General features: G+C 65.2%; 18 protein-coding genes and 1 other RNA gene. 6 read left to right on the forward strand and 13 right to left on the reverse strand.

From position 1 onward, the window contains the following. Positions 1-123: 123 nt before the first annotated feature. From XARJCFBP2528_RS19325 to XARJCFBP2528_RS19345, 5 genes are read right to left on the reverse strand one after another with little or no spacing between them, the layout of a single operon-like run. On the reverse strand, positions 124-1,317 hold the full coding sequence (locus tag XARJCFBP2528_RS19325) for an ABC transporter permease (RefSeq protein WP_016903658.1): 1,194 nt from the start codon (positions 1,315-1,317) through the stop codon (positions 124-126). Beyond that, a complete protein-coding gene (locus XARJCFBP2528_RS19330) occupies positions 1,314-2,060 on the reverse strand; it encodes an ABC transporter ATP-binding protein (protein ID WP_016903657.1) in 747 nt (248 codons plus the stop codon). Before XARJCFBP2528_RS19330 ends, XARJCFBP2528_RS19325 begins: the two co-directional genes overlap by 4 nt. Before the next feature lie 31 nt (positions 2,061-2,091). Beyond that, positions 2,092-3,690 (reverse strand): alpha/beta hydrolase, encoded by a 1,599-nt coding sequence (locus XARJCFBP2528_RS19335; protein WP_026064614.1) that lies wholly within the window; start codon positions 3,688-3,690, stop codon positions 2,092-2,094. A 58-nt stretch (positions 3,691-3,748) separates the two neighbouring features. Continuing rightward, complete coding sequence (locus XARJCFBP2528_RS19340; RefSeq protein ID WP_016903655.1) at positions 3,749-3,949, reverse strand: helix-turn-helix transcriptional regulator; 201 nt, start codon at positions 3,947-3,949, stop codon at positions 3,749-3,751. Continuing rightward, positions 3,946-4,533 carry a hypothetical protein gene (locus XARJCFBP2528_RS19345; RefSeq protein WP_026064613.1) on the reverse strand — a complete coding sequence of 196 codons (588 nt, stop codon included), beginning with the start codon at positions 4,531-4,533 and terminating at the stop codon, positions 3,946-3,948. Before XARJCFBP2528_RS19345 ends, XARJCFBP2528_RS19340 begins: the two co-directional genes overlap by 4 nt. A gap of 330 nt (positions 4,534-4,863) precedes the next feature. On the opposite strand from XARJCFBP2528_RS19345, the gene XARJCFBP2528_RS19350 reads away from it, so the two are divergent. After that, positions 4,864-6,429: a GH39 family glycosyl hydrolase gene (locus XARJCFBP2528_RS19350; RefSeq protein WP_016903653.1), complete on the forward strand. Its 1,566-nt coding sequence runs from the start codon at positions 4,864-4,866 to the stop codon at positions 6,427-6,429. A 274-nt stretch (positions 6,430-6,703) separates the two neighbouring features. On the opposite strand, the gene XARJCFBP2528_RS22935 is transcribed toward XARJCFBP2528_RS19350, so the two are convergent. Both XARJCFBP2528_RS22935 and XARJCFBP2528_RS19355 read right to left on the reverse strand, forming a co-directional pair. Then, a non-coding RNA gene (locus XARJCFBP2528_RS22935) (sX9 sRNA) lies at positions 6,704-6,778 on the reverse strand. A 63-nt stretch (positions 6,779-6,841) separates the two neighbouring features. Beyond that, positions 6,842-7,114, reverse strand: coding sequence for a metal/formaldehyde-sensitive transcriptional repressor (locus tag XARJCFBP2528_RS19355; protein ID WP_016903652.1), 273 nt, complete (start codon positions 7,112-7,114; stop codon positions 6,842-6,844). Between the two features lie 65 nt (positions 7,115-7,179). Between XARJCFBP2528_RS19355 and dmeF the strand changes: the two genes are divergently transcribed. Further along, positions 7,180-8,193 carry a CDF family Co(II)/Ni(II) efflux transporter DmeF gene (dmeF, locus tag XARJCFBP2528_RS19360; protein WP_047125016.1) on the forward strand — a complete coding sequence of 338 codons (1,014 nt, stop codon included), beginning with the start codon at positions 7,180-7,182 and terminating at the stop codon, positions 8,191-8,193. 260 nt (positions 8,194-8,453) lie between these two features. Here dmeF and XARJCFBP2528_RS19365 read toward each other — a convergent pair whose 3' ends face one another. Next, on the reverse strand, positions 8,454-9,281 hold the full coding sequence (locus tag XARJCFBP2528_RS19365; RefSeq protein WP_026064612.1) for a ferredoxin--NADP reductase: 828 nt from the start codon (positions 9,279-9,281) through the stop codon (positions 8,454-8,456). 35 nt (positions 9,282-9,316) lie between these two features. Between XARJCFBP2528_RS19365 and XARJCFBP2528_RS19370 the strand changes: the two genes are divergently transcribed. From XARJCFBP2528_RS19370 to XARJCFBP2528_RS19385, 4 genes are all read left to right on the forward strand, one after another. Beyond that, a complete protein-coding gene (locus tag XARJCFBP2528_RS19370; RefSeq protein ID WP_024940739.1) occupies positions 9,317-10,333 on the forward strand; it encodes an ABC transporter ATP-binding protein in 1,017 nt (338 codons plus the stop codon). Next, positions 10,330-11,133: an ABC transporter permease gene (locus tag XARJCFBP2528_RS19375; RefSeq protein WP_016903649.1), complete on the forward strand. Its 804-nt coding sequence runs from the start codon at positions 10,330-10,332 to the stop codon at positions 11,131-11,133. Before XARJCFBP2528_RS19370 ends, XARJCFBP2528_RS19375 begins: the two co-directional genes overlap by 4 nt. Before the next feature lie 5 nt (positions 11,134-11,138). Beyond that, positions 11,139-12,083 carry a 2-dehydropantoate 2-reductase gene (gene panE / locus XARJCFBP2528_RS19380; protein ID WP_026064610.1) on the forward strand — a complete coding sequence of 315 codons (945 nt, stop codon included), beginning with the start codon at positions 11,139-11,141 and terminating at the stop codon, positions 12,081-12,083. 383 nt (positions 12,084-12,466) lie between these two features. Next, positions 12,467-12,982, forward strand: a complete 516-nt coding sequence (locus XARJCFBP2528_RS19385) for a hypothetical protein (protein ID WP_016903647.1) — start codon at positions 12,467-12,469, stop codon at positions 12,980-12,982. 6 nt (positions 12,983-12,988) lie between these two features. Here XARJCFBP2528_RS19385 and XARJCFBP2528_RS19390 read toward each other — a convergent pair whose 3' ends face one another. The 5 genes from XARJCFBP2528_RS19390 to XARJCFBP2528_RS19410 form a co-directional block, all read right to left on the reverse strand. Further along, positions 12,989-13,396, reverse strand: coding sequence for an acyl-CoA thioesterase (locus XARJCFBP2528_RS19390; protein WP_016903646.1), 408 nt, complete (start codon positions 13,394-13,396; stop codon positions 12,989-12,991). Positions 13,397-13,751: 355 nt separating this feature from the next. Beyond that, a complete protein-coding gene (locus XARJCFBP2528_RS19395; protein WP_016903644.1) occupies positions 13,752-14,078 on the reverse strand; it encodes a thioredoxin family protein in 327 nt (108 codons plus the stop codon). Beyond that, a complete protein-coding gene (locus tag XARJCFBP2528_RS19400) occupies positions 14,050-14,535 on the reverse strand; it encodes a flavodoxin (RefSeq protein WP_016903643.1) in 486 nt (161 codons plus the stop codon). The genes XARJCFBP2528_RS19395 and XARJCFBP2528_RS19400 overlap by 29 nt, the downstream gene beginning before the upstream one ends. 89 nt (positions 14,536-14,624) lie before the next feature. Next, entirely contained in the window at positions 14,625-15,668 is a 1,044-nt protein-coding gene (locus tag XARJCFBP2528_RS19405; protein ID WP_016903642.1) for a ribonucleotide-diphosphate reductase subunit beta, read from the reverse strand. A 173-nt stretch (positions 15,669-15,841) separates the two neighbouring features. Continuing rightward, positions 15,842-18,340: a ribonucleoside-diphosphate reductase subunit alpha gene (locus XARJCFBP2528_RS19410; RefSeq protein ID WP_016903641.1), complete on the reverse strand. Its 2,499-nt coding sequence runs from the start codon at positions 18,338-18,340 to the stop codon at positions 15,842-15,844. Positions 18,341-19,461 lie beyond the last annotated feature (1,121 nt).

A 19,461-nucleotide genomic window follows, 5' to 3' on the forward strand; every position in this document is an offset into this window, starting at 1 on the left:
GTAGATCGGAAGGCTGCTCCGCTTAAGTGAACAGCATTACGCAGCGATGCGGGCTTTTTGTTTGCTGGTGATCGGTACCCTCATCCGCCCTGCGGGCACCTTCTCCCAATGGGAGAAGGAACATCAGCCGGAAATCGCCAGCCGCTCCTGGTGATAGCGCCGCACCGCTGCGTACCACAGCACCGCGGCCACACCGAAGCCCGCCAGCAGATACACCGCCCAGGTCTGCGCAGTGATGTGCTCGTGGCGGATCACCTTGAGCAGCATCTGGTTCTGCGCCAGAAACGGCACCGCGAAATGCCAGAGCTGCGTCTTCAACGGATACGCCATCAGCGCATAGCCCGGCAGCATCGGCAGCAGCAACAGCCAGGTCATATGCGCCTGCGCTTCCTTCATGCTCTTGGCGGCAGCGGCCAGATAGGTCAGCAGCGAGGTGCCGATGAACAGCATCGGCACCAGGATGAACAGCATCTGCAGCATCGGCACGAAGCCGACGTTGAGCTGGCGGCCCAGGTTCGAGGTGGACAGCTGCGCACTCAACTTGAAAGCCAGCAAGGTCAGCAACAGCGACACCATGCCGATCACGCAGGCAGCGGCGATCTTGCCGCTGACGATCGCACTGCGCGGCGCCGGGGTGGCCAGCAAGGGTTCCAGCGACTGGCGTTCGCGCTCGCCGGCAGTGGCATCCAGGATCAGCGAGGCGCCACCCAGAAACGAGGTGATCACCAGCAGCACCGGCAGCAGCATCGCCATCATCTGCCCGCGCTTGGCGTCGGCGGTGGCCAGATCCTGCGCGGCGATTTCCAGCGGCCTGCCCACCTGCGCGTCGATGCCGCGCGCCAGCAGGCGCAGTGCACCCACCTGCTGGCTATAGCTGCCGAGCGCAGCCTGCAGGCGCAGGCTCGGCACGTCGGCTTCACGCCGCGTGCTGTCCTTGATGACCTCCACCAGCGCCGGGCGCCCGGCGCGCCAATCGTCGGCGTAGCTGTCGCTGATGCGCAGCGCCACATCCACATCCTGATTGCGGATCGCGGTGATCAGATCGGCCGGCGCATCGACCGCATTGAGCCCCTGCGCGGCCAGGAACCGCACCAGATTGGGCGCGTTCTCGCGGCCGAGCATGGGGATCTCCAACGGCTTGTCGATCTGCGTACGCACGCGGCTTTCGCTCAATGCGCCCATGCCCAGGATCAGCACCGGATACAGCAATGGCGACAGCAGCAACGCCAGTGCGAGCGTGCGGCGATCGCGGCCGATGTCGCGCAATTCCTTGCGCAGCACCGTCCATAGCGTGGACAACAACGATGTGGTGCTCATGCGTGCAGTCCCTCGTCCGAACCGATCGCCTTGACGAAGGCGTCTTCCAGGTTGTCTTCACCGGTGCTGGCGCGCAGTTCGTCGGCGCTGCCGCAGGCCACCACCGTGCCCTTGGCGACGATGACGATGCGATCGCACAGCGCCGCCACCTCCTGCATGATGTGGCTGGAAAAGATCACGCAACGCCCCTCGGCCCGCAGTTGCTGCAAGAAGCCACGCATGGCGCGCGTGGTCATCACATCCAGCCCGTTGGTGGGCTCGTCGAGGATGACGTTGCGCGGGTCGTGCACCAGCGCGCGCGCAATCGCGGTCTTGGTGCGCTGGCCCTGGCTGAAGCCTTCGGTCTGACGGTCGAGAATGTCGTCCATGTCCAGCGCGGCCGACAGCAGGCGCGTGCGCTCGGCGATCTGAGCACGCGACAGGCCATGCAGCTCACCGAAATAGGCGATGTTCTCGCGCGCGGTCAGCCGCTTGTAGACGCCGCGCGCATCCGGCAACACGCCCAGCGCGCGGCGCACCGTCACCGGGTCGCGGGCGGCATCCACACCGTCCACCATGACGCTGCCCTGGTCGGGCGACATCAGCGTGTAGAGCATGCGCAAGGTGGTGGTCTTGCCGGCGCCGTTGGGACCGAGCAGGCCGGTGATCTGGCCGTCGGCAGCACTGAAGCTGACCCCATCCACCGCCTTCACCAGGCCGGTCTTGGTCTTGAACGATTTGTGCAGGTTGTCGACGACGATCATGCGTGCGCCTCCGTGGCGTGGTCGGTGCGGCTCATGGTTCCCATCCGTTGAACGAGGTAAACGCGGGCACATTGTTGAGGCTGGCTACGCACTGCGCATCCAGTGCCTTGGCATTGGCGGTCTGCAGGAACTGGCCCAGCACCTTGGGCATGCAGCCCAGTCGAAACACCCCGTGGCCCTGCCCTGGCGCCACCAGGTGACGGCCATTGGGCAGGCCCTGCAGCACACGCTCGGCATAACGCGGCGGCGTCACCGGATCCAGCTCGCCCGACAGCAACAACACCGGCAGGTTCGATTTGAACGGTGCGGCGTCGGCAGCCGGGGTCGGTTTGGTCGGCCAGGCCTTGCAGGGCGCAAAGAACATCTGCGCCACCTCCGCTCCCAGCAAGGTGTCGTCCTTGCCGGATGGCGGCGTGTAGCGGCCGGCGTCTTCGCTGCACAGCACCGACCATTGCATCAGGCGATTCATCTGGTCGGACATGTCCGAAGCGCTCATCTGCGCCAACGCCACCAGCGAGGCGTAACGCCCTGCCGCCGCCTCGTCCAGCACCAGCGGCAACAACGAGGCGGTTTGCGGTGCATACGAAAACCCGAACGCCAGGCCAACCACGGTATCGGCCGTCACCTGCTCGTGGTGCAGTTCACCGGTACGCGGGTCGCGGTAATCCACCGCCACCGGCGCCTGACGCAAGCGCTCCACCACCTGCCGTAGCTGCGTGCGCGTGTCCACCGGAAAGCGTTTGGCGCATGCCGCGTCCTTGCGGCATTGGGTGGCCTGCAACGCGATCGCGTCTTCGAACGTGCGCGCGAACTCGCCGCCGATCACCAGATCGTTTGGCGCCACGCCATCGATCACCAGCGTGCGTGTGTGTTGCGGATAGCGCGCCGCATAGTGCTGTGCGACCCGGGTACCGTAGGAGCCGCCAATCAGGTTGAGCGTCTGCACGCCCAGTGCGGCGCGCACCGCATCCAGATCGCCAATCGCCTCGCTGGTGGTGAAATAGCGCGGATCGGCATCGTTGCGTAGCCCTTGTGCACATTGGCGTGCGTAATCGGTCAATTGCTCGGCGGTGGCGGCGCTGCTGTTTTCCAGTACGAGCGGCTTGCCGGCGGCATCGCGGCACGCAAGCGGATGCGAACCGCCGGTGCCGCGCTGGTCGACCAGGAAGATGTCGCGCCGTTTGCGGACTTCATGCAGCCCCATGTCCACGATCGCGGCGACCTGGGTGGCCGATTGTCCCGGCCCGCCGGCAATGAAGAACACCGGATCCGGCGTGCTGCCGGCGCCGGCATCGCTTTCCAGCCAGGCGATCTTCAGATCGATGCTGCGCCCGGTCGGCGCGGCCGGGTTTTCCGGCACGCGCAGGCTGGCGCATTGCGCCTCGATATTGCCGGCCGCGCTGCCGGAACTCAGCGTGCACGGTGCAAATTGCAGCGTGCCGTAGCGAGTGCCTGCGGCAGTGCCGGTCTGCGGCTTGGCGGCCTGCGGCTGCGCGGTGCCGGGCGTGGCTGCGCGCGCCTTGGGCGCGGCAACTGCGTTTTCAGCCGATTTGTCAGCAGGCTGGCATCCGGTTGCCAGCAATGCGATCAGCAGCGCCGCCACCAGTGTGGGTTGCTTCACCATATTCACCATCTCTCCTGAGTTCCTGTTCCCTGACGCCGCATCCGGTCGGGCGTGACCGGCACGGCTACTGCCCGTCTTCGTAAAGAAAGACGTGCTCGATCGATTCCCCGAACAGGCGCGCGATGCGAAACGCCAACGGCAGACTGGGATCGTACTTGCCGGTCTCCAGCGCATTGATGGTCTGCCGCGATACGCCCAGTCGTTCGCCCAACTCGCCTTGCGACCAGCCGCTGGCCTCGCGCAATTCGCGCACCCGGCTATTCATTCGAACCGTCGGGCATTGATGCTTTTGGTGACGCCGTAGATGGCGCACAACATCGGAAACACCCACAACATCGCCACCGTCGCGGGGATGTCGATCAGCTCGGCAGCCTGCAGGAACCCGCCGGTCATATACCCGCCGCTGACCAGGCCGGCGGCAATGGCGATCGACTCCAGTTCGATGCGCCGCTGCATTTCGTCCGAGTCGCGCACGTAGCGCGCCACCGCGCGGATCACCAGGGCGACCAGCACGGCCGGCAACAAGGCGATCAGCACGCGCGCCCAGCTCGGATCCACATGCGCAAGCAAGTATCTCCAGAACAGCATCATCACTACATACAACCCCATCGGCACGCCGAATTCGCGGTGATAGCGCCGCGCCAATGCCGGCCGTGTGCTGTCGCGCAGGCTGCCGCGCGACAGCAAGAGCAGCAGCGACAGCACCAGGCAGGACACGCCCACGCCGGCACAGAGCCCGGCAAGGTGAGCACTCATCGGCAGCAGCTGCCAGCGACCGAGCGCGCTGACGGCGAGCAGGCCGGCTCCCAGACCGAGCGCCAGTAGCGCGTTGCGTTTGCAGCGGCTCATGCGCGTGACCTCGCGCGCGCCGATGGGCGCACTGGCAGGCCAGTGTTCCCCATCCCGGCATCGCCGCGCAGCGGCCGCTGCGCCGACCATGCCGGTGTGCATTCCCGTTGCCGATGCTGCTGACGCATTCCCTTCGCCTGTCAAGTCAACTTGACAGGCACGATGCGCCCGACGCGGCCCGCTGTCAAGCACCCTTTACACACTCGACCGCGTGCAATCCCTGCCCATCGCCACGCAACGCTGGCAGCAGGAAGACGCAAGCACCCCGGGTCCGCAGCACCGGGCCAGAGCTGGGTTACGCTCCGCGATCGAACATTGGCGGGAGCGGTGATGCGTCTGAAGATCTGGTGGGCAATTGCACTGAGCGGCTGCATGGCGAGCTCTGCCATGGCGCAGGCCGCCGCGCCTCGCACGATCGAACTGGATCTGGCCAGCGCCGCTGCGCCGGTCGACCGGTTCTACGATCTGTCGATCGGCTCGGACTTTCCCGGCACCTTGATCCGCAGCGACAGCCAGGCACAGCTGGTTCCGGCGGTGCAGGAGCTGGGGTTTCGCTATATCCGTTTCCACGACGTGTTCCATGACGTGCTCGGCACGGTGAAAGACGTCGACGGCACACTCGTCTACGACTGGACCAAACTGGACCAGCTCTACGATGCGCTGCTGGCCAAGCGCATCCGTCCATTCGTGGAGTTGGGCTTTACACCCGCCGCGATGAAGACCTCCGAGCAGACGCTCTTCTACTGGAAGGGCAACACCTCGCATCCGGACCCGGCCAAGTGGACGCAGCTGATCGATGCGTACGTGCGCCATATCCGTGCGCGCTACGGAGCCGACGAGGTGCGGCAGTGGTACTTCGAGGTGTGGAACGAACCCAACCTCAAGGACTTCTGGGAAAACGCCGACCAACAGGCCTACTTTGACCTGTATGCGAACACCGCGCGCACGATCAAGGCGATCGATCCGCAGCTGCGCGTCGGTGGCCCCTCCACCGCCGGTGCGGACTGGGTGCCGGAACTGCTGGCCTTCGTTGCCAAGCACAAACTGCCGATCGATTTCGTCACCACGCATACCTATGGCGTGGACGGCGGCTTTCTCGATGAAGATGGCAAGCAGGACGTCAAGCTGTCGGCATCGCCGGATGCCATCGTCGGCGATGTGCGCCGCGTGCGTGCACAGATCCAGGCCTCGCCGTTTCCGGATCTGCCGCTGTATTTCACCGAGTGGAGCAGCAGCTACACGCCGCGCGATTTCGTCCACGACAGCTACATCAACGCGCCTTACATCCTGACCAAACTCAAGCAAGTGCAAGGCCTGGTGCAGGGCATGAGTTACTGGACCTACACCGATCTGTTCGAAGAACCCGGCCCGCCGCCCACGCCCTTCCACGGCGGATTCGGGCTGATGAATCGCGAGGGCATCCGTAAGCCGGCGTGGTTTGCCTACAAATACTTGAACGCGCTCAAGGGCCGCGATATTCCGCTGCGCGATGCGCACGCATTTGCGGCGGTGGATGGCGAGCGCATCGCCGCGCTGGCCTGGGATTGGCAGCAGCCGGTGCAGGCGGTGAGCAATACCCCGTTCTATACCAGACAAGTGCCGAGCACCGACAGCGCCCCAGTGCTGTTCCGCCTGGCGCACGTGCCGGCCGGCAACTACCGGCTGCAGGTACGCAAGACCGGCTACCGGCGCAACGATCCGCTGTCGATGTACATCGACATGGGCATGCCCAAGGACCTGGCGCCGCGGCAGCTGGCGCAGTTGCAGCAAGCCACGCGCGACACGCCCGAGCAGGACCGGCGCGTGCGCGTCGGCGCCGATGGCGTGGTGGAGATCCACGTGCCGATGCGCAGCAACGATGTGGTGCTGATGACGCTGGAGCCATCGGCGCGCTGAGCGCCCGGCAAGCCATTGCGCCTACAATCAGGCGAGGCGTTGTGTGTGGATTGCGTGCGCGCAGTTCGGCGCGATGTCCCGACCGTGCATCGTTCGCGACATCGGGTGCGTCATGCGTGCGTTGCCGCATGTCGCGCGCATCGCCGAAGGACATTGCAGGCACGACATCATCAAGGTCCAGCGCATGCGAGGCCGTCGCTCAGTCCGCGCAGCGCACAAGAGGTTGAAATCGAATCGGCGTGATCGCATCGACCCGATGTGCAGGACTTGAAGCGGCAAACAAAACGTAGCGCGCAGTGACCAGCGGGTGCAGACAGCGCGGAGCAACCGCAGTGCACGGGTGGTGCATGCCCATTCCAAGCACCGGCCGCGCCCCACCTGACGGTGAGCGCAGTCGTTTTGATGGCCGCTCTTACTTGAGATAGGTCTTGAGAATGGCGGTGATGTCGTCGACCGCCAGCTCGCGCTCGCCCAGCGCCTCCGGTGCCGCAACGTGGTGCTTCAAATGCTTGCTGAGCAACTCGACCATCAAGCCCTGCGCCGCGCCACGAAATGCCGCCACCTGCGTCAGCAACGCAGTGCAGTCCACGTCCTGCGCCAGGGCTTTCTCCAGCCCCTCCACTTGCCCACGGATCCTGCGCACGCGGGCGAGCAGTTTGGATTTGTCCTGATTCAGATGTGCCATTGCCATATACCCCCTAGGGGTATCTGAGATACCATAGGGGGGTATCGTAGCCAGAGCCTCTTCCGATGTCGATCACGCACGCCGCGCCGCACTGCGCGCAATCGCACACATTCGCCAGCGCCAACCCGCTTGCCGAGCGCAGCACCCGCAAGGCCGTCATCCTGACCGTGGTCATGATGGTGGTGGAAATCGTCGGCGGCTGGACGCTCAATTCCATGGCCCTGCTCGCCGATGGCTGGCATATGAGCTCGCACGCACTGGCGCTGGGGCTGGCACTGTTCGCCTACCGCTTCGCGCGGCGCAACGCCAACGACCTGCGTTTCAGCTTCGGCACCTGGAAGGTCGAAGTGCTGGGCGGCTATACCAGCGCGATCCTGCTGTTGGGCGTGGCCGGCCTGATGGCGTTCCAGTCGCTGGAACGGCTGTTCTCGCCCAAGCCCATCCAGTACCAGGAAGCCACCGTCATTGCCGTCATCGGCTTGCTGGTCAACCTGATCTGCGCCTGGTGGTTACGCGACTCGCATGGCCATCACCACGGCCACGCCCACGCCCACGCCCACGCCCACGCGCATGACGGTCATGGTCATGGTCATGGTCATGGTCATGGTCATGGTCATGGTCATCATGATGCTCATGCCGATCTCAATCTGCGTGCCGCATATCTGCACGTGGTGGCCGATGCGGCGACCTCGGTCCTGGCGATCGTCGCGCTGCTCGCCGGCATGTACTGGGGCGTGACCTGGCTGGATCCGATCATGGGCATCGTCGGCGCGGTGCTGGTCACCGTGTGGGCATGGGGACTGCTGCGCAGCACCGGCCGCGTGCTGCTGGATGCGGAGATGGATGCACCGGTGGTGGAAGAAGTGAAGCAGGTCATCGCCGAGCTGCCGCATGCCATCGACATCGGCGACCTGCATGTCTGGCGCGTCGGTAGCGATCGTTATGCCTGCGTCGTCAGTCTGGTCACGGCAGCCGACATCGATGCGGACCTGGTCCGCGCTGCCTTGCAGATCCACGAAGAACTGGTGCACATCACTGTCGAGTTGCAGCGCCCGCCAGCGGCGCGGGCTGCGGCCTGACGATTCGGCGGCGCGCTGCATCCGGCGCCCTGCTGTAGTGAGCGCGGAAGCGGTCAGCGAGAATGCCAGCCCGAGCAGCAGTGGCTCCAGTTGCACCGCGCGCCGGAGCACAGGATGCGACAGCAGCAGCGCACAGTGGGCGGGAGGGATGGCCGGGACAGCATCGCGATGCTGTCGAGCGGCCTTGAACGCGTCGGGACCCGCGCACCGGGCGCGATCGGCGGGTGCCGAGCAAGCCAGCCCGGCACCGTGCGACTGGCTCAGGTTTTGGCCGGAGCCGGGCTGACGTATTTCTCGCGGCGGATCTGCGCGTTCGGCAGGCCGGCTGCCTTCAACGCCTCGATGCAGCTGTCCACCATGTCCGGGTTGCCGCACAGGTAGGCAATATCGCCATGCGCATCGGGCGCGCATTCGGCCAGCTGCTGCTGCACGTAACCCTGGCGTACATCGGCATGCGGCTGCTCGGGCAGTGCGCGCGAAAAACACGGCACATAGCGGAACTGCGGGTGCGCATCGGCAAACGCGCGGAAGTCGTCGCCGTACAACAGCTCGGCCGGCGTGCGTGCACCCTGCAGCAGCAGCACCTGCACGCCGCGGGTGGCGATCGCCTCGGCCAGCAGCGGCAGCATCGACCGGTACGGGGTGACGCCGGTACCGGTGGCGATCAGCACATAGCGCCGGTTGTGGTCGCCCGGCGGCAGGCAGAAGCGCCCGTAGGGCCCGCTGGCCTGCAACTGGTCGCCGATCTGCAGACCTTCGAACAGCGCGGTGGCCGAGCCGCCGGGCACGAAGCTCACCGCGATATCCACCGCCTCGCCCGGTCCGAGCGCATGGTCGTGAATGGTCGCCAGCGAATAGCTGCGCTTGGTCGGCGTACCGTCGGCGGCATCGAAATGGATCTGGATGAACTGCCCGGGCTGGAAATCCAGCGGCTGCCCGTCGTCACGCAGGAACTGGCAGTGGGCCACGGTGGGCGCAATCATGCGCCGGTCGACAAGCTTGAGGGGGAATTGAACGGGCACGAACGTATTTGGGACAGTCTGTGATCGGGGCTTGCCCCCGCGGGCTTCTATAATAACGGCCTGCAACTCGCTGCGCCGTCACGCTGACGCGAAGGAACATCTTGAATTCTCCATCTCCGATCACCGCACCCGCGCTGCGTGTGTGCGATCTGCGCAAGACCTACGACAACGGCACCCAGGCGCTCAAGGGCGTCTCGCTGGACGTGGCGCCTGGCGATTTCTTCGCCCTGCTCGGCCCCAATGGCGCCGGCAAATCCACCCTGATCGGCATCATCAGCTCGCTGGTGAACCTGTCCGCCGGCCAGGTGGAAGTGTTCGGCACCGACCTGGTCGGCCAACGCAGCGATGCGATGCGCCTGATCGGGCTGGTCCCGCAGGAGGTCAACTTCAACCTGTTCGAAAAACCCTTCGACATCCTGGTCAACTACGCCGGCTTCTACGGCATGCCGCGCGAGCAGGCCGCCGCGCTGGCCGAAGCCGAGCTGCGCCGCTCGCACTTGTGGGAAAAGGCCCAGGTGATGAGCCGCACGCTGTCCGGCGGCATGAAGCGCCGGCTGATGATCGCCCGCGCCATGATGACCCAGCCGCGGTTGCTGATCCTGGACGAGCCCACCGCCGGCGTGGACATCGAGATCCGCCGCGACATGTGGCGCGTGCTCAAGGAGATCAACGCCGCCGGCACCACCATCATCCTGACCACGCATTACCTGGAAGAAGCCGAGCACCTGTGCCGCAACCTGGCCATCATCAACCACGGCCAGATCGTCACCCAGGGGCCGATGCGCGAACTGCTGGCCAAGCTCGACGTGGAAGGCTTCCTGTTCGATATCGACGGTGTCCTGCCGGCCGAACTGCCGGTGATCGAAGGCACCACGCTCACCGCCATCGATGGCCACACGCTGGACCTGGACATGCCGCGCGCGATGGACCTCAACCGCGTGTTCGCCACGCTCGGCAGCGCCGGCATCCGGGTGCGCTCGATGCGCACCAAGAGCAACCGGCTGGAAGAGCTGTTCGTGCGCCTGACTGGTGACGCCCCGGTACCGGCCACCGCCCCCACGCCCGTCGCCCCCAACGGCACACCGCCCGCGCAGCCGCGCAGCGGAGGCCAGCCATGAACGAGATCCGCACCGTGACCGAACCCACCAACGCGCGCCGCAACTGGATTGCGCTGGGCACCATCGTGCGCCGCGAAGTGCAGCGCATCCTGCGCATCTGGGGCCAGACCCTGGTGCCGCCGGCCATCACCATGACGCTGTACTTCTTGATCTTCGGCGGGCTGATCGGCTCGCGCGTGGGCGACATGGGCGGCTACTCGTACATGCAGTTCATCGTGCCCGGCCTGGTGATGATGAGCGTGATCCAGAACAGCTACGGCAACATCTCCTCCAGCTTCTTCGGCGCCAAGTTCGGCCGGCATGTGGAAGAGCTGCTGGTCAGCCCGATGCCCAATTGGGTGATCCTGTGGGGCTACGTTTCCGGCGCGGTGCTGCGCGGGGTGATGGTCGGCGCGTTGGTGCTGATCATCGCGATGTTCTTCACCCCGGTGCGCATCCCGCATCCGCTGGTCACGCTGACCACGGTGCTGCTGGGCGCGACCATCTTCTCGCTAGCCGGCTTCGTCAACGCGGTGTACGCCAAGAAGTTCGACGACGTGGCGATCGTGCCGACCTTCATCCTGACCCCGCTGACCTATCTGGGCGGCGTGTTCTATTCGGTGAAGCTGCTGCCGCCGTGGGCCGAAGCGGCCACCCACGCCAACCCGATCTTCTACATGGTCAACGCGTTCCGCTACGGCCTGCTCGGCAGCTCGGACGTGCCGATCTGGGTCGCCTACGCGCTGATGCTGGGCTTTGTCGCGGTGCTCAGCGCGCTGGCGCTGTGGCTGCTGCGCCGTGGCGTGGGTTTGCGGAGCTGATGACGATGGCGATGCGTATCCTCATCCTCGGTGCCGGCGGCACCGGCGGTTATTTCGGCGGACGCCTGGCGCAGGCCGGTGTCGATGTGACCTTTCTGGTGCGCGATGCACGCGCGGCGCAGCTGCAGGCCGATGGCTTGCGTATCCGCAGTCCGTTGGGCGATGCGGATCTGCCGGTGGCGCATGTCACCGCGCAGGACTTGCCGGCCCTGGTGGCGCAGCGGCCGTTCGATCTGGTGATCCTCAGCTGCAAGGCCTACGACCTGGATAGCGCGATCGAGGCGATTGCGCCGGCGGTGGGCGAGCACACGACGGTGCTGCCGATCCTCAACGGCCTGCGCCATTACGCGGCGCTGGACGAGCGTTTCGGTGCCGCACGCGTGCTGGGTGGGCTGTGCTTCATCAGCGCGACCAAGGGCGAGCACGGCGAAATCCTGCACCTGGGCAAGCCGGCAGCGATGACCTTCGGCGAGCGCGATGGCAGCGCCGCATCGGCACGGGTGCAGGCGTTTGCGGCGGCCTGCGCGCAGGCCGGCATCGATCATGTGGCCAGCGAGCAGATCGCGCAGGAGCAGTGGATCAAATACAGCTTCCTCACCGCGCTGGCCGCGGCCACCTGCCTGATGCGTGCGCCGGTCGGGGCGATCGTTGCCACCGACGACGGCCGCGCGTTGATCAACGGCTTGTACAACGAATGCCTGTGGGCCGCCGATGCGGCCGGGCAGCCGATCCCGGAAGCTGCGCGCGCCAAGGCGCTGCAGACCTTGTTGCAGGTGGATTCGCCGCTGAAGGCCTCGATGCTGCGCGATCTGGAAGCCGGCCAGGACGTGGAAGCGGCGCAGATCGTCGGCGACATGCTCAGGCGCGTGCGCGAGACAGGGCGCAACGCGCCGCTGCTGATGGCGGCGAACGTGCATCTGCAGGCGTATCAGGTGTTGCGGCATAGCTGAGGGTGTTGGGGTGTGCGGGCGGTTGTTGGGCTGCGGGTGCACCGTCCCCCCATCCGCCCTGCGGGCACCTTCCCCCGGTGGGGGAAGGGCTGCGACCTGGAGCGGACGGCTTTTCGTGTAGCGCCGTCCGCCTCTCTGGCACCTCCACCCGTGTCGCGGCTGATTGGCGCCCTTTCGGCGCTGATCGTTGAAGCGGTCTTCGGAAAGAAGCTGCTCCTGATGTCTGCTTCGATCAGACGCATGCGTCGCAGTGCCAACGCATGACCACTGCAAGGCGACATCGCCGCAACGCGCCACCGCCGACATGGGCATTGCCATTGCCTTCGCGCAATCACGACGCGGTGCGCACGATGCTCTGCATCCCCTCGCCCGTGTCGCCGCCGATGAAACTGCTCAGCCACCTGTTCCGTGCCGGTCACTTCGTGATCCTGGCATTTTTTGTGCTGTGCGCGGCGGGTCTGGTGGCGATGGCCGGGCTGGAGCTGTGGCATGGCTTTACCCCGGGCGGCGACATGGTGGTACGCGACCGCTTCAACGTGGTGCTGGAGGCGATCGGCCTGCTCACCGTGGCGCTGGTGACGCTGGAGCTGGGCCAGACCATCTTTGAGGAAGAGATCCTGCGCGACGTCAAGGTCAGCGGCCCTACACGCGTGCGCCGCTATCTGTCGCGGTTCTTCGTGGTGATCGTGATTGCGCTGGCGATCGAGACGCTCGTGTCGATCTTCGAGCTGATGCACGACGACCCGGCCAAGCTGCCGTATGCGGCGGCGGTGGGCCTGTGCGCGGCGCTGTTGCTGATCGCCTGGGGCGTATTCGTCAAACTCAATCGCAGCGCCGAAGAGCTGGAGCCCGAGGCGATGGCGGAAACCAAACGCGAGGACCGCGAGGTCGAGGAATAAGCGCCGTCAGCTACTGACCGCTGGCAGCGGCGGCACCGTGGTCGGCTTGCCGTTGTCGCCGAGCGCGATCATCACGAAGTGGCCGCGGGTGCACAGCTCGCGTGCGCCGCTGAGCAGGTCTTCGGCGATCAGTTCCACTTCCACCTTGATCGAACTGCGTCCCACCGACACCACCCGCGCGATGGTTTCCACCATCTGGCCCTGGCGGATCGGCAGCTTGAAATCCACCTGGTCCGAGCGCGCGGTCACCACCGCACGGCGTGCATAGCGCGAGGCGGCCAGGAAGGCGGCCTTGTCCATCCATGCCAGCGCCTGCCCACCGAACAGCGTACCCATGTGGTTGGTGTGGTTCGGGAACACGATCTCGGCCATGCGGACTTCGATCGGTGGCCGGGTCTGCAGGCTGTCTGACATGGGGATTTCCAGGGAAGGGGGCGCTGCGCGCCAGGGCGATTGCAGCAGCCTGGCACCGACAGGATAGGCGGTCAGCCGCAGTGGTGATTGGCGGCCATCTTGCCGACGCAGGCGCTACGTTGCGCTTGCGCGCGGCTGCCGTTGGCGTGTTGGCCGGCGGCCGGCATTCGGCGTGGCTGTCGTGTACCGCCGCGCGCACGATGGGGTTTGTCGGGACGGCGGTCGCGGCCGGGGCCGCTCCTACGTGAGCATCAGATTGCGTCGCGCTCGCTCGCTTAGGCGGCGGCATGCAGCCACCTTTCCGATGCAATGGCGTGCAACCGCAAGCGCGCAGGCGGCTGCGCGCCACGGTGGCTCAGAGGCTGGTCTTGACCGCAGTTTCCACCTGCGCCGGCGACTGGAAGCCGGGCAGGCGTGCCACCTCGCTGCCATCGCGGTACAGCGCCAGGGTCGGGGTCTGGCGCAGGCCCAGGTCGCGGAAGAACTCCTCGCCGACCACTTCCAGCTTGACCTTCAACAAGGCCACACCTTCGGCGGCATCGCTGTTGGCGAACTTGTCCAGCGACATGCCGAGCATGCGGCAGCCGGGGCAGTTGTCCTTGTAGAAATCCACCAGCGCGCGCGGATGCGCGGCCAGGGTGGCGGTGTAGTGCTCAGGCGACGTGACGGTAATGGTCTGCATCATGGGGATCGTTCTTGCATTGGGCCAGGACCTCGTCGGTCCAGGCGGCGATGGCCTGCGCGTCGCGCTGGCCGTGGGGCATCTGTTCGATGGTCAAACGCGGAAACGGGCTGGCGAAGAACTGGGCGATGCGATGCACCGCGCCGCAAAAATAGTCCTCGCCCCACTGCGTTTCGCCGGTGCCGAACACCGCCACCCGCGGCGGCTTGCCCAGCGTTTCGACCAATTCGACGATGAAGCGTTTCATCTCTGCCGGCGTACGGCCGCCGTTGTCGGTCCAGCTACCGAGCAGAAACAGCTCGTACTGCCCCGGCGCATGCGGCACCTGCGCCAGCGTCTGCACATCGGTTTCCACCCAGGTCACCGCATGCCCGGCCGCTTCGCAGCGCAGCGCAACACTACGCGCAAGATCGCGCGTGTTGCCGCTCAACGAGGCCAGTGCGAGCAGGATGTTCATGAGGCGGGGAATTGGGAGTGGAGAATGGGGAATCGGAAGAGCGCGGCGTTGTCTGCTTTTGCCATTCCCGATTCCCTATTCCCGATGACTCACAGATCGTCGAAGCCGTTATCCGAATTGGTCTTCTTGTACGAGGCATTGCGCATTTCGAAGAAGTCGGTCTTGGTTTCGGTGAAGTTGTCGGCGTAGGCCTTGATCCACGGCATCACGTTGTCGTTGGCGCCTTCGTACAGCTTCTCGATGCCGAGCATGCCGGCCATCTTGTTGGCGCGGTACTTCACGTAGCGGATCATCTCGTCGACGTCGATGCCGTCGATGCCGTCCAGCACTTCGGCCGTCCACACCGTTTCCAGGTCGATCGCGTGCTCGAAGGCCTTGTGCACGTAATCGGTGAGCTGGTCGCCCTGCAGTGCCTGGTTCTCGCCGATGATGGCGCGAATCAGCTCGCTGATGAACTTGGAATGGGCCAGCTCGTCGCGGTTGATGAAGCTGATGATCTTGCCGGTGCCGGTCATGCGGTTCTGGCGGACCAGATTGTAGAAATACGCAAAGCCGGAATAGAAATTGATGCCTTCCAGGATCGAGGACTGGATCAGCGCGCGGATCAGCGTTTCGGCCGTCTTGTCGCGCATGAAGTCTTCGTAGGCGCCCATGATCGGCGCATTGCGCTTGATGATGGTCGGATGCGTGCGCGCGATCTCGAACACGCGGTTCTGATCGGCCAGGCCGGTGATCGAGGCCAGCACGTAGCTGTAGCTCTCGTTATGGATCACTTCCTGCTGGCCGATGATCGCGGCATTGGCATGCGCGGCCGGGTCGGTGATGTATTCGGCGACGTTGTAGATGAAGCGCGTCTGCGGCGAATCCAGCGTGGCCAGCAGGCCGATGATCGAGTCGTAGGCGTTCTTTTCGCGCGCCGACAGCTCGTTGTACTGGCGTGCGTCGCCCTTCATGTCCACTTCGTCGGGGATCCAGAAGTTGGTCGACAGCTCCTTGTAGGCCCGATAGAAGGACGGGTACGGGATATCGTTCCAGTTGAGGATGCCGGACGTCTGGCCATTGATGATGGCGGTGGAGCGGTTCGGGTGACGCGGCTCCAGGATCTTGATGCGCTCAAGCGGTGTTGCGGACATGGGTCTCTACTCGTGTTTCAGGCGCTCGCGCGTGCAGCGGGGACGGCGGCAGCAATTGTTCTGGAGGAAAGCCCCCTGAGTCAGGGGGCGCGCCGAAGGCGCGGGGTGTGGGAGCTGGTGAAGCAGGGTCCACGGTTCGCAACGCGAACCGTGGAAGCGAAGCGCGAATGCGCTTAGCTACTGCACCACTCGCATTCGCTGATGTCGATGTCGTTGGAGCGCACGTAGTACGTGGTCTTCAGGCCTTCGCGCCAGGCCGTCATGTGCAGGTCCAGCAAGGTGCTCGCACGGATGGTGCTGGGCACGTAGAAGTTGAAGCTGATCGACTGGTCGATATGCCGCTGGCGACGCGCGTTCTGACGCACGCTGGCGAACTGGTCGACCTTGTAGGCGCCCTTTTCGTAGTACGGCCAGGTTTCCAGCGACAGGCCAGGTGCGGCGACCGGGCGACGGAAGTCCTTCTTCTCTTCGTAGTAGAACGCGCTGTAGATCGGGTCGATCGAGGCGGTGGAGCCGGCGATCTGCGCGGTGCTCATGTTCGGCGCAACCGCCAGCATCCAGGCATTGCGCACGCCGTTGACGGCCACCTGCGCGGACAGCTCCAGCCACTGCGGGCTGTTGTAGTCGCGCGCACGGAAATACTCGCCGGTGTGCCAGTCGCTGCCGCGGAACACGCTGTAGGTGCCCTTTTCCTTGGCCAGCTCCATGCTCGCCTGGACGGTCAGATAGTTGATGCGCTCGTACAGCTCGTCGCTGTAGTCCTCGGCTTCGGTGGCATTCCAGTGGATGGATTTCTGCGCCAGCAGATGGTGCCAGCCGAAGGTGCCCAGGCCGATGGCGCGGTACTTCTGGTTGGTGATGGTGGCCTGCGGCACCGGCAATTGGTTCAGATCGATCACGTTGTCGAGCATGCGCACCTGGATCGGGATCAAGCGCTCCAGCACGTCGGCGCCCAGCAGATCGGCCTGGTCTGCCTGCACGGTGATCGCACGGCCCAGGTTGATCGAGGACAGGTTGCACACGACGAAGTCGCCGGCCTTCTTGGTGGTGACGATCTGATTGCCGCTGATGATCTCCTGCATCATCCGCGTCGGGCTCATGTTCTGCAGGATCTCGGTGCACAGGTTGGACGAATAGACCATGCCCTCGTGCTTGTTCGGGTTCTTGCGATTGACCTCATCGCGATAGAACATGAACGGGTTGCCGGTTTCCAGCTGGCTGACCATGATCCGCTTGAAGATCTCGATCGCCTTGACCGTCTTGCGGGTGATGCGCTCGTCGGCCACCACTTCCTCGTACTTGCGACGGAAGCTGCTGTTGGCGTCGCCCTTCTTCTCATCAAAGAAGTCCTGCAGGTACCAGCCCTTGATCCGCTTCACTTCGTGCGGATCGAACAGGTACCAGTCGCCGCGACGCTCGACCGCTTCCATGAACAGGTCGGGGATGCACACCGAGGTGAACACGTCGTGCGCGCGCAGGCGCTGGTCGCCGTTGTTCAGGCGCAGATCCAGGAACGCCTCGATGTCGCGGTGGAAGATGTCCAGATAGACCGCGATGGCACCCTTGCGCTGGCCCAGCTGATCCACCGACACCGCAGTGTTGTTGAGCTGCTTGATCCACGGCACCACGCCACCGGAGGAATTGGACACCCCGCGGATCGCCGAACCGGACGAACGCACATAGCCCAGGTAGGCGCCCACGCCGCCGCCGTGCTTGGACACGCGCGCCACGTCGGTGTTGGAGTCGTAGATGCCCTGCAGGCTGTCGTCGACGGTGTCGATGAAGCAGCTCGACAGCTGGCCGCCGACCTTGCCGGCATTGGCCAGGGTCGGGGTGGCCACGGTCATGTACAGGTTGGACAGCGCCCAGTAGGCCTCGCCGACCAGCTGCATGCGGCGCTCGCGGCTGCCCTTGCCGTTGCCGATCTCGTCCTGCATCAGGTACAGCGCGATGGTCAGCCAACGCTCCTGCGGCAGCTCGAACACGCCGCGCGAGTTGTCGGTGGCCAGGTAACGCGTGGCCAGCAGGTACAGGCCGTTGTAGGCGAACAGCTTGTCGCGCTCGGGCTCGATCATCTTGCCGGCTTCGATCAGCTCGTCCTTGGAATAGCGGCGCAGGATGTCGTTGGAATAGACATTGCGGTCGGCCAGGCTCTCCTGCAGGCCGACGAACGAGCCGTACTTCTGGCTGGCGTCGTAGAAACGGTTGCGGCTGGCGCGCTTGTACAGGCGGCGCAGGTACAGGCGCGCGGCAAAGTGCTCCCACTCCGGGGTGGTCAGATCGACGCGGGCTTCGGCCTCGCGGATCAAGTGATCGACCAGGTCGTCAGCGTTGACGCTGTCCTTGCGGTCGACGAAGCCGAACACCGAGCGCTTGTAGTCGGCCACGTCCAGCTGCGGGAATTCGGCATGGATCTGGTCGATGGCGCGCTCCAGGCGCTCCGGCTCGAACGGGATCCGGCGGTTGCCGGCTTCCTTGGTGATCCAGGTGGCGACGGCTTGTTCTTCGATGGTCTGTGCGTGCATTGCAATGGCTTGGCGGGGAGGCGGCACGATGTCCGACGGGTCGGTCAATTCCGGCGCGCCGCAACCGGGCGCGCTGACACTGGCGGGAACGCTGGTGGGTGTTGCGGTACCGGCGGCGATCGCGGCAAGGGTGTCGTTGGTGGTCATGCGTCCTCCATGCGTAGGCACACGAACCCGGCTGGGGACGGGTTGCGGCCGGATCCGGATTCCCTGGACAGCGATGGCGGTGCGCGACGACCAGCACGCAAGACCCACGGTCTGCGGCGGCATCGCCTTCACCAGCCATCTCCTTACCGGAGATTCCACGGCCGCCACCGCGCGGTGTGCTGTCGCGCAGTGGTCGGTGGCGAAACAACCGCAACCCCATCGGCCCACGCAGTCCGCGCCACGGCATTGCCATGGATGGCTGGATGACACCGAATGCGGTTGCGGCGAGGAGGCTGATCGACCGCGTACCGACTGCAGATCGTGCTCTTTCAGGTCCAGCTGCTTGGGGCAGCCAACCACCGACTCCCCCAAGATAGTGGGGTACCCATGAGGGGTCAACACATAATGTGGGAAAAGCCCGTAAACCCTTGTGGTGCAAAGCGCCATCTGACGAACGGTCGATTCGCCGCCGCGGACTGCCCAATCTGAGTGCGCAGTCAAGGCCCGAAACGGCAATTTTGTCGATCGGTTGGGTCCGGTTGGGTCGGCTGCGACACCTATCGATGCCGAGGCCGGTCACGGTTGGCCGTGACTGCCTCAGGCGGCACCCCACGCCTGGGACGCCTGCTCTGGCCCGGGCGACGGGAGGAAACTCGCACTGCCGACTTTAGGTCGAGGGCGCGGCGCCCTCACCGCTCGCGGGACACGCCGTGAACCCGTCCCTGGGGGCTCGATGGCGGCATCCATGCCGCCAACGGTCCCGCAATCGGCGAGGACACCGCACCAGAAAGTTGGTCGGTGGTCGCGTGAAAGCTGCTGTAGCGCATTGCGCGTCGGACGCTGAGCCGGCGCGTCATGATCGAACAACGCGCATCAAACACGGCTCCACCCGTGCACACCGACCATCTCGACTGGTCCTTGTCCGCCCACCGCGCGGGACCTTGAGCGGCATGGATGCCGCGCCAGAGCCTACATGGACGTACTTGCGGCGTGTCCCGCGATGGTGGGCGGACAAGGGCCCTGCAGCAAACTCACCGCGTCAAGGGCGCGGCGAGGGCACCGCACCAGCCAGAAAGTCAGCCGGTGGTTTATTGAAAGCCGTGCACACCGACCAACTCGAC

It is taken from the genome of Xanthomonas arboricola pv. juglandis (assembly GCF_001013475.1).
Classification (GTDB): domain Bacteria; phylum Pseudomonadota; class Gammaproteobacteria; order Xanthomonadales; family Xanthomonadaceae; genus Xanthomonas; species Xanthomonas arboricola.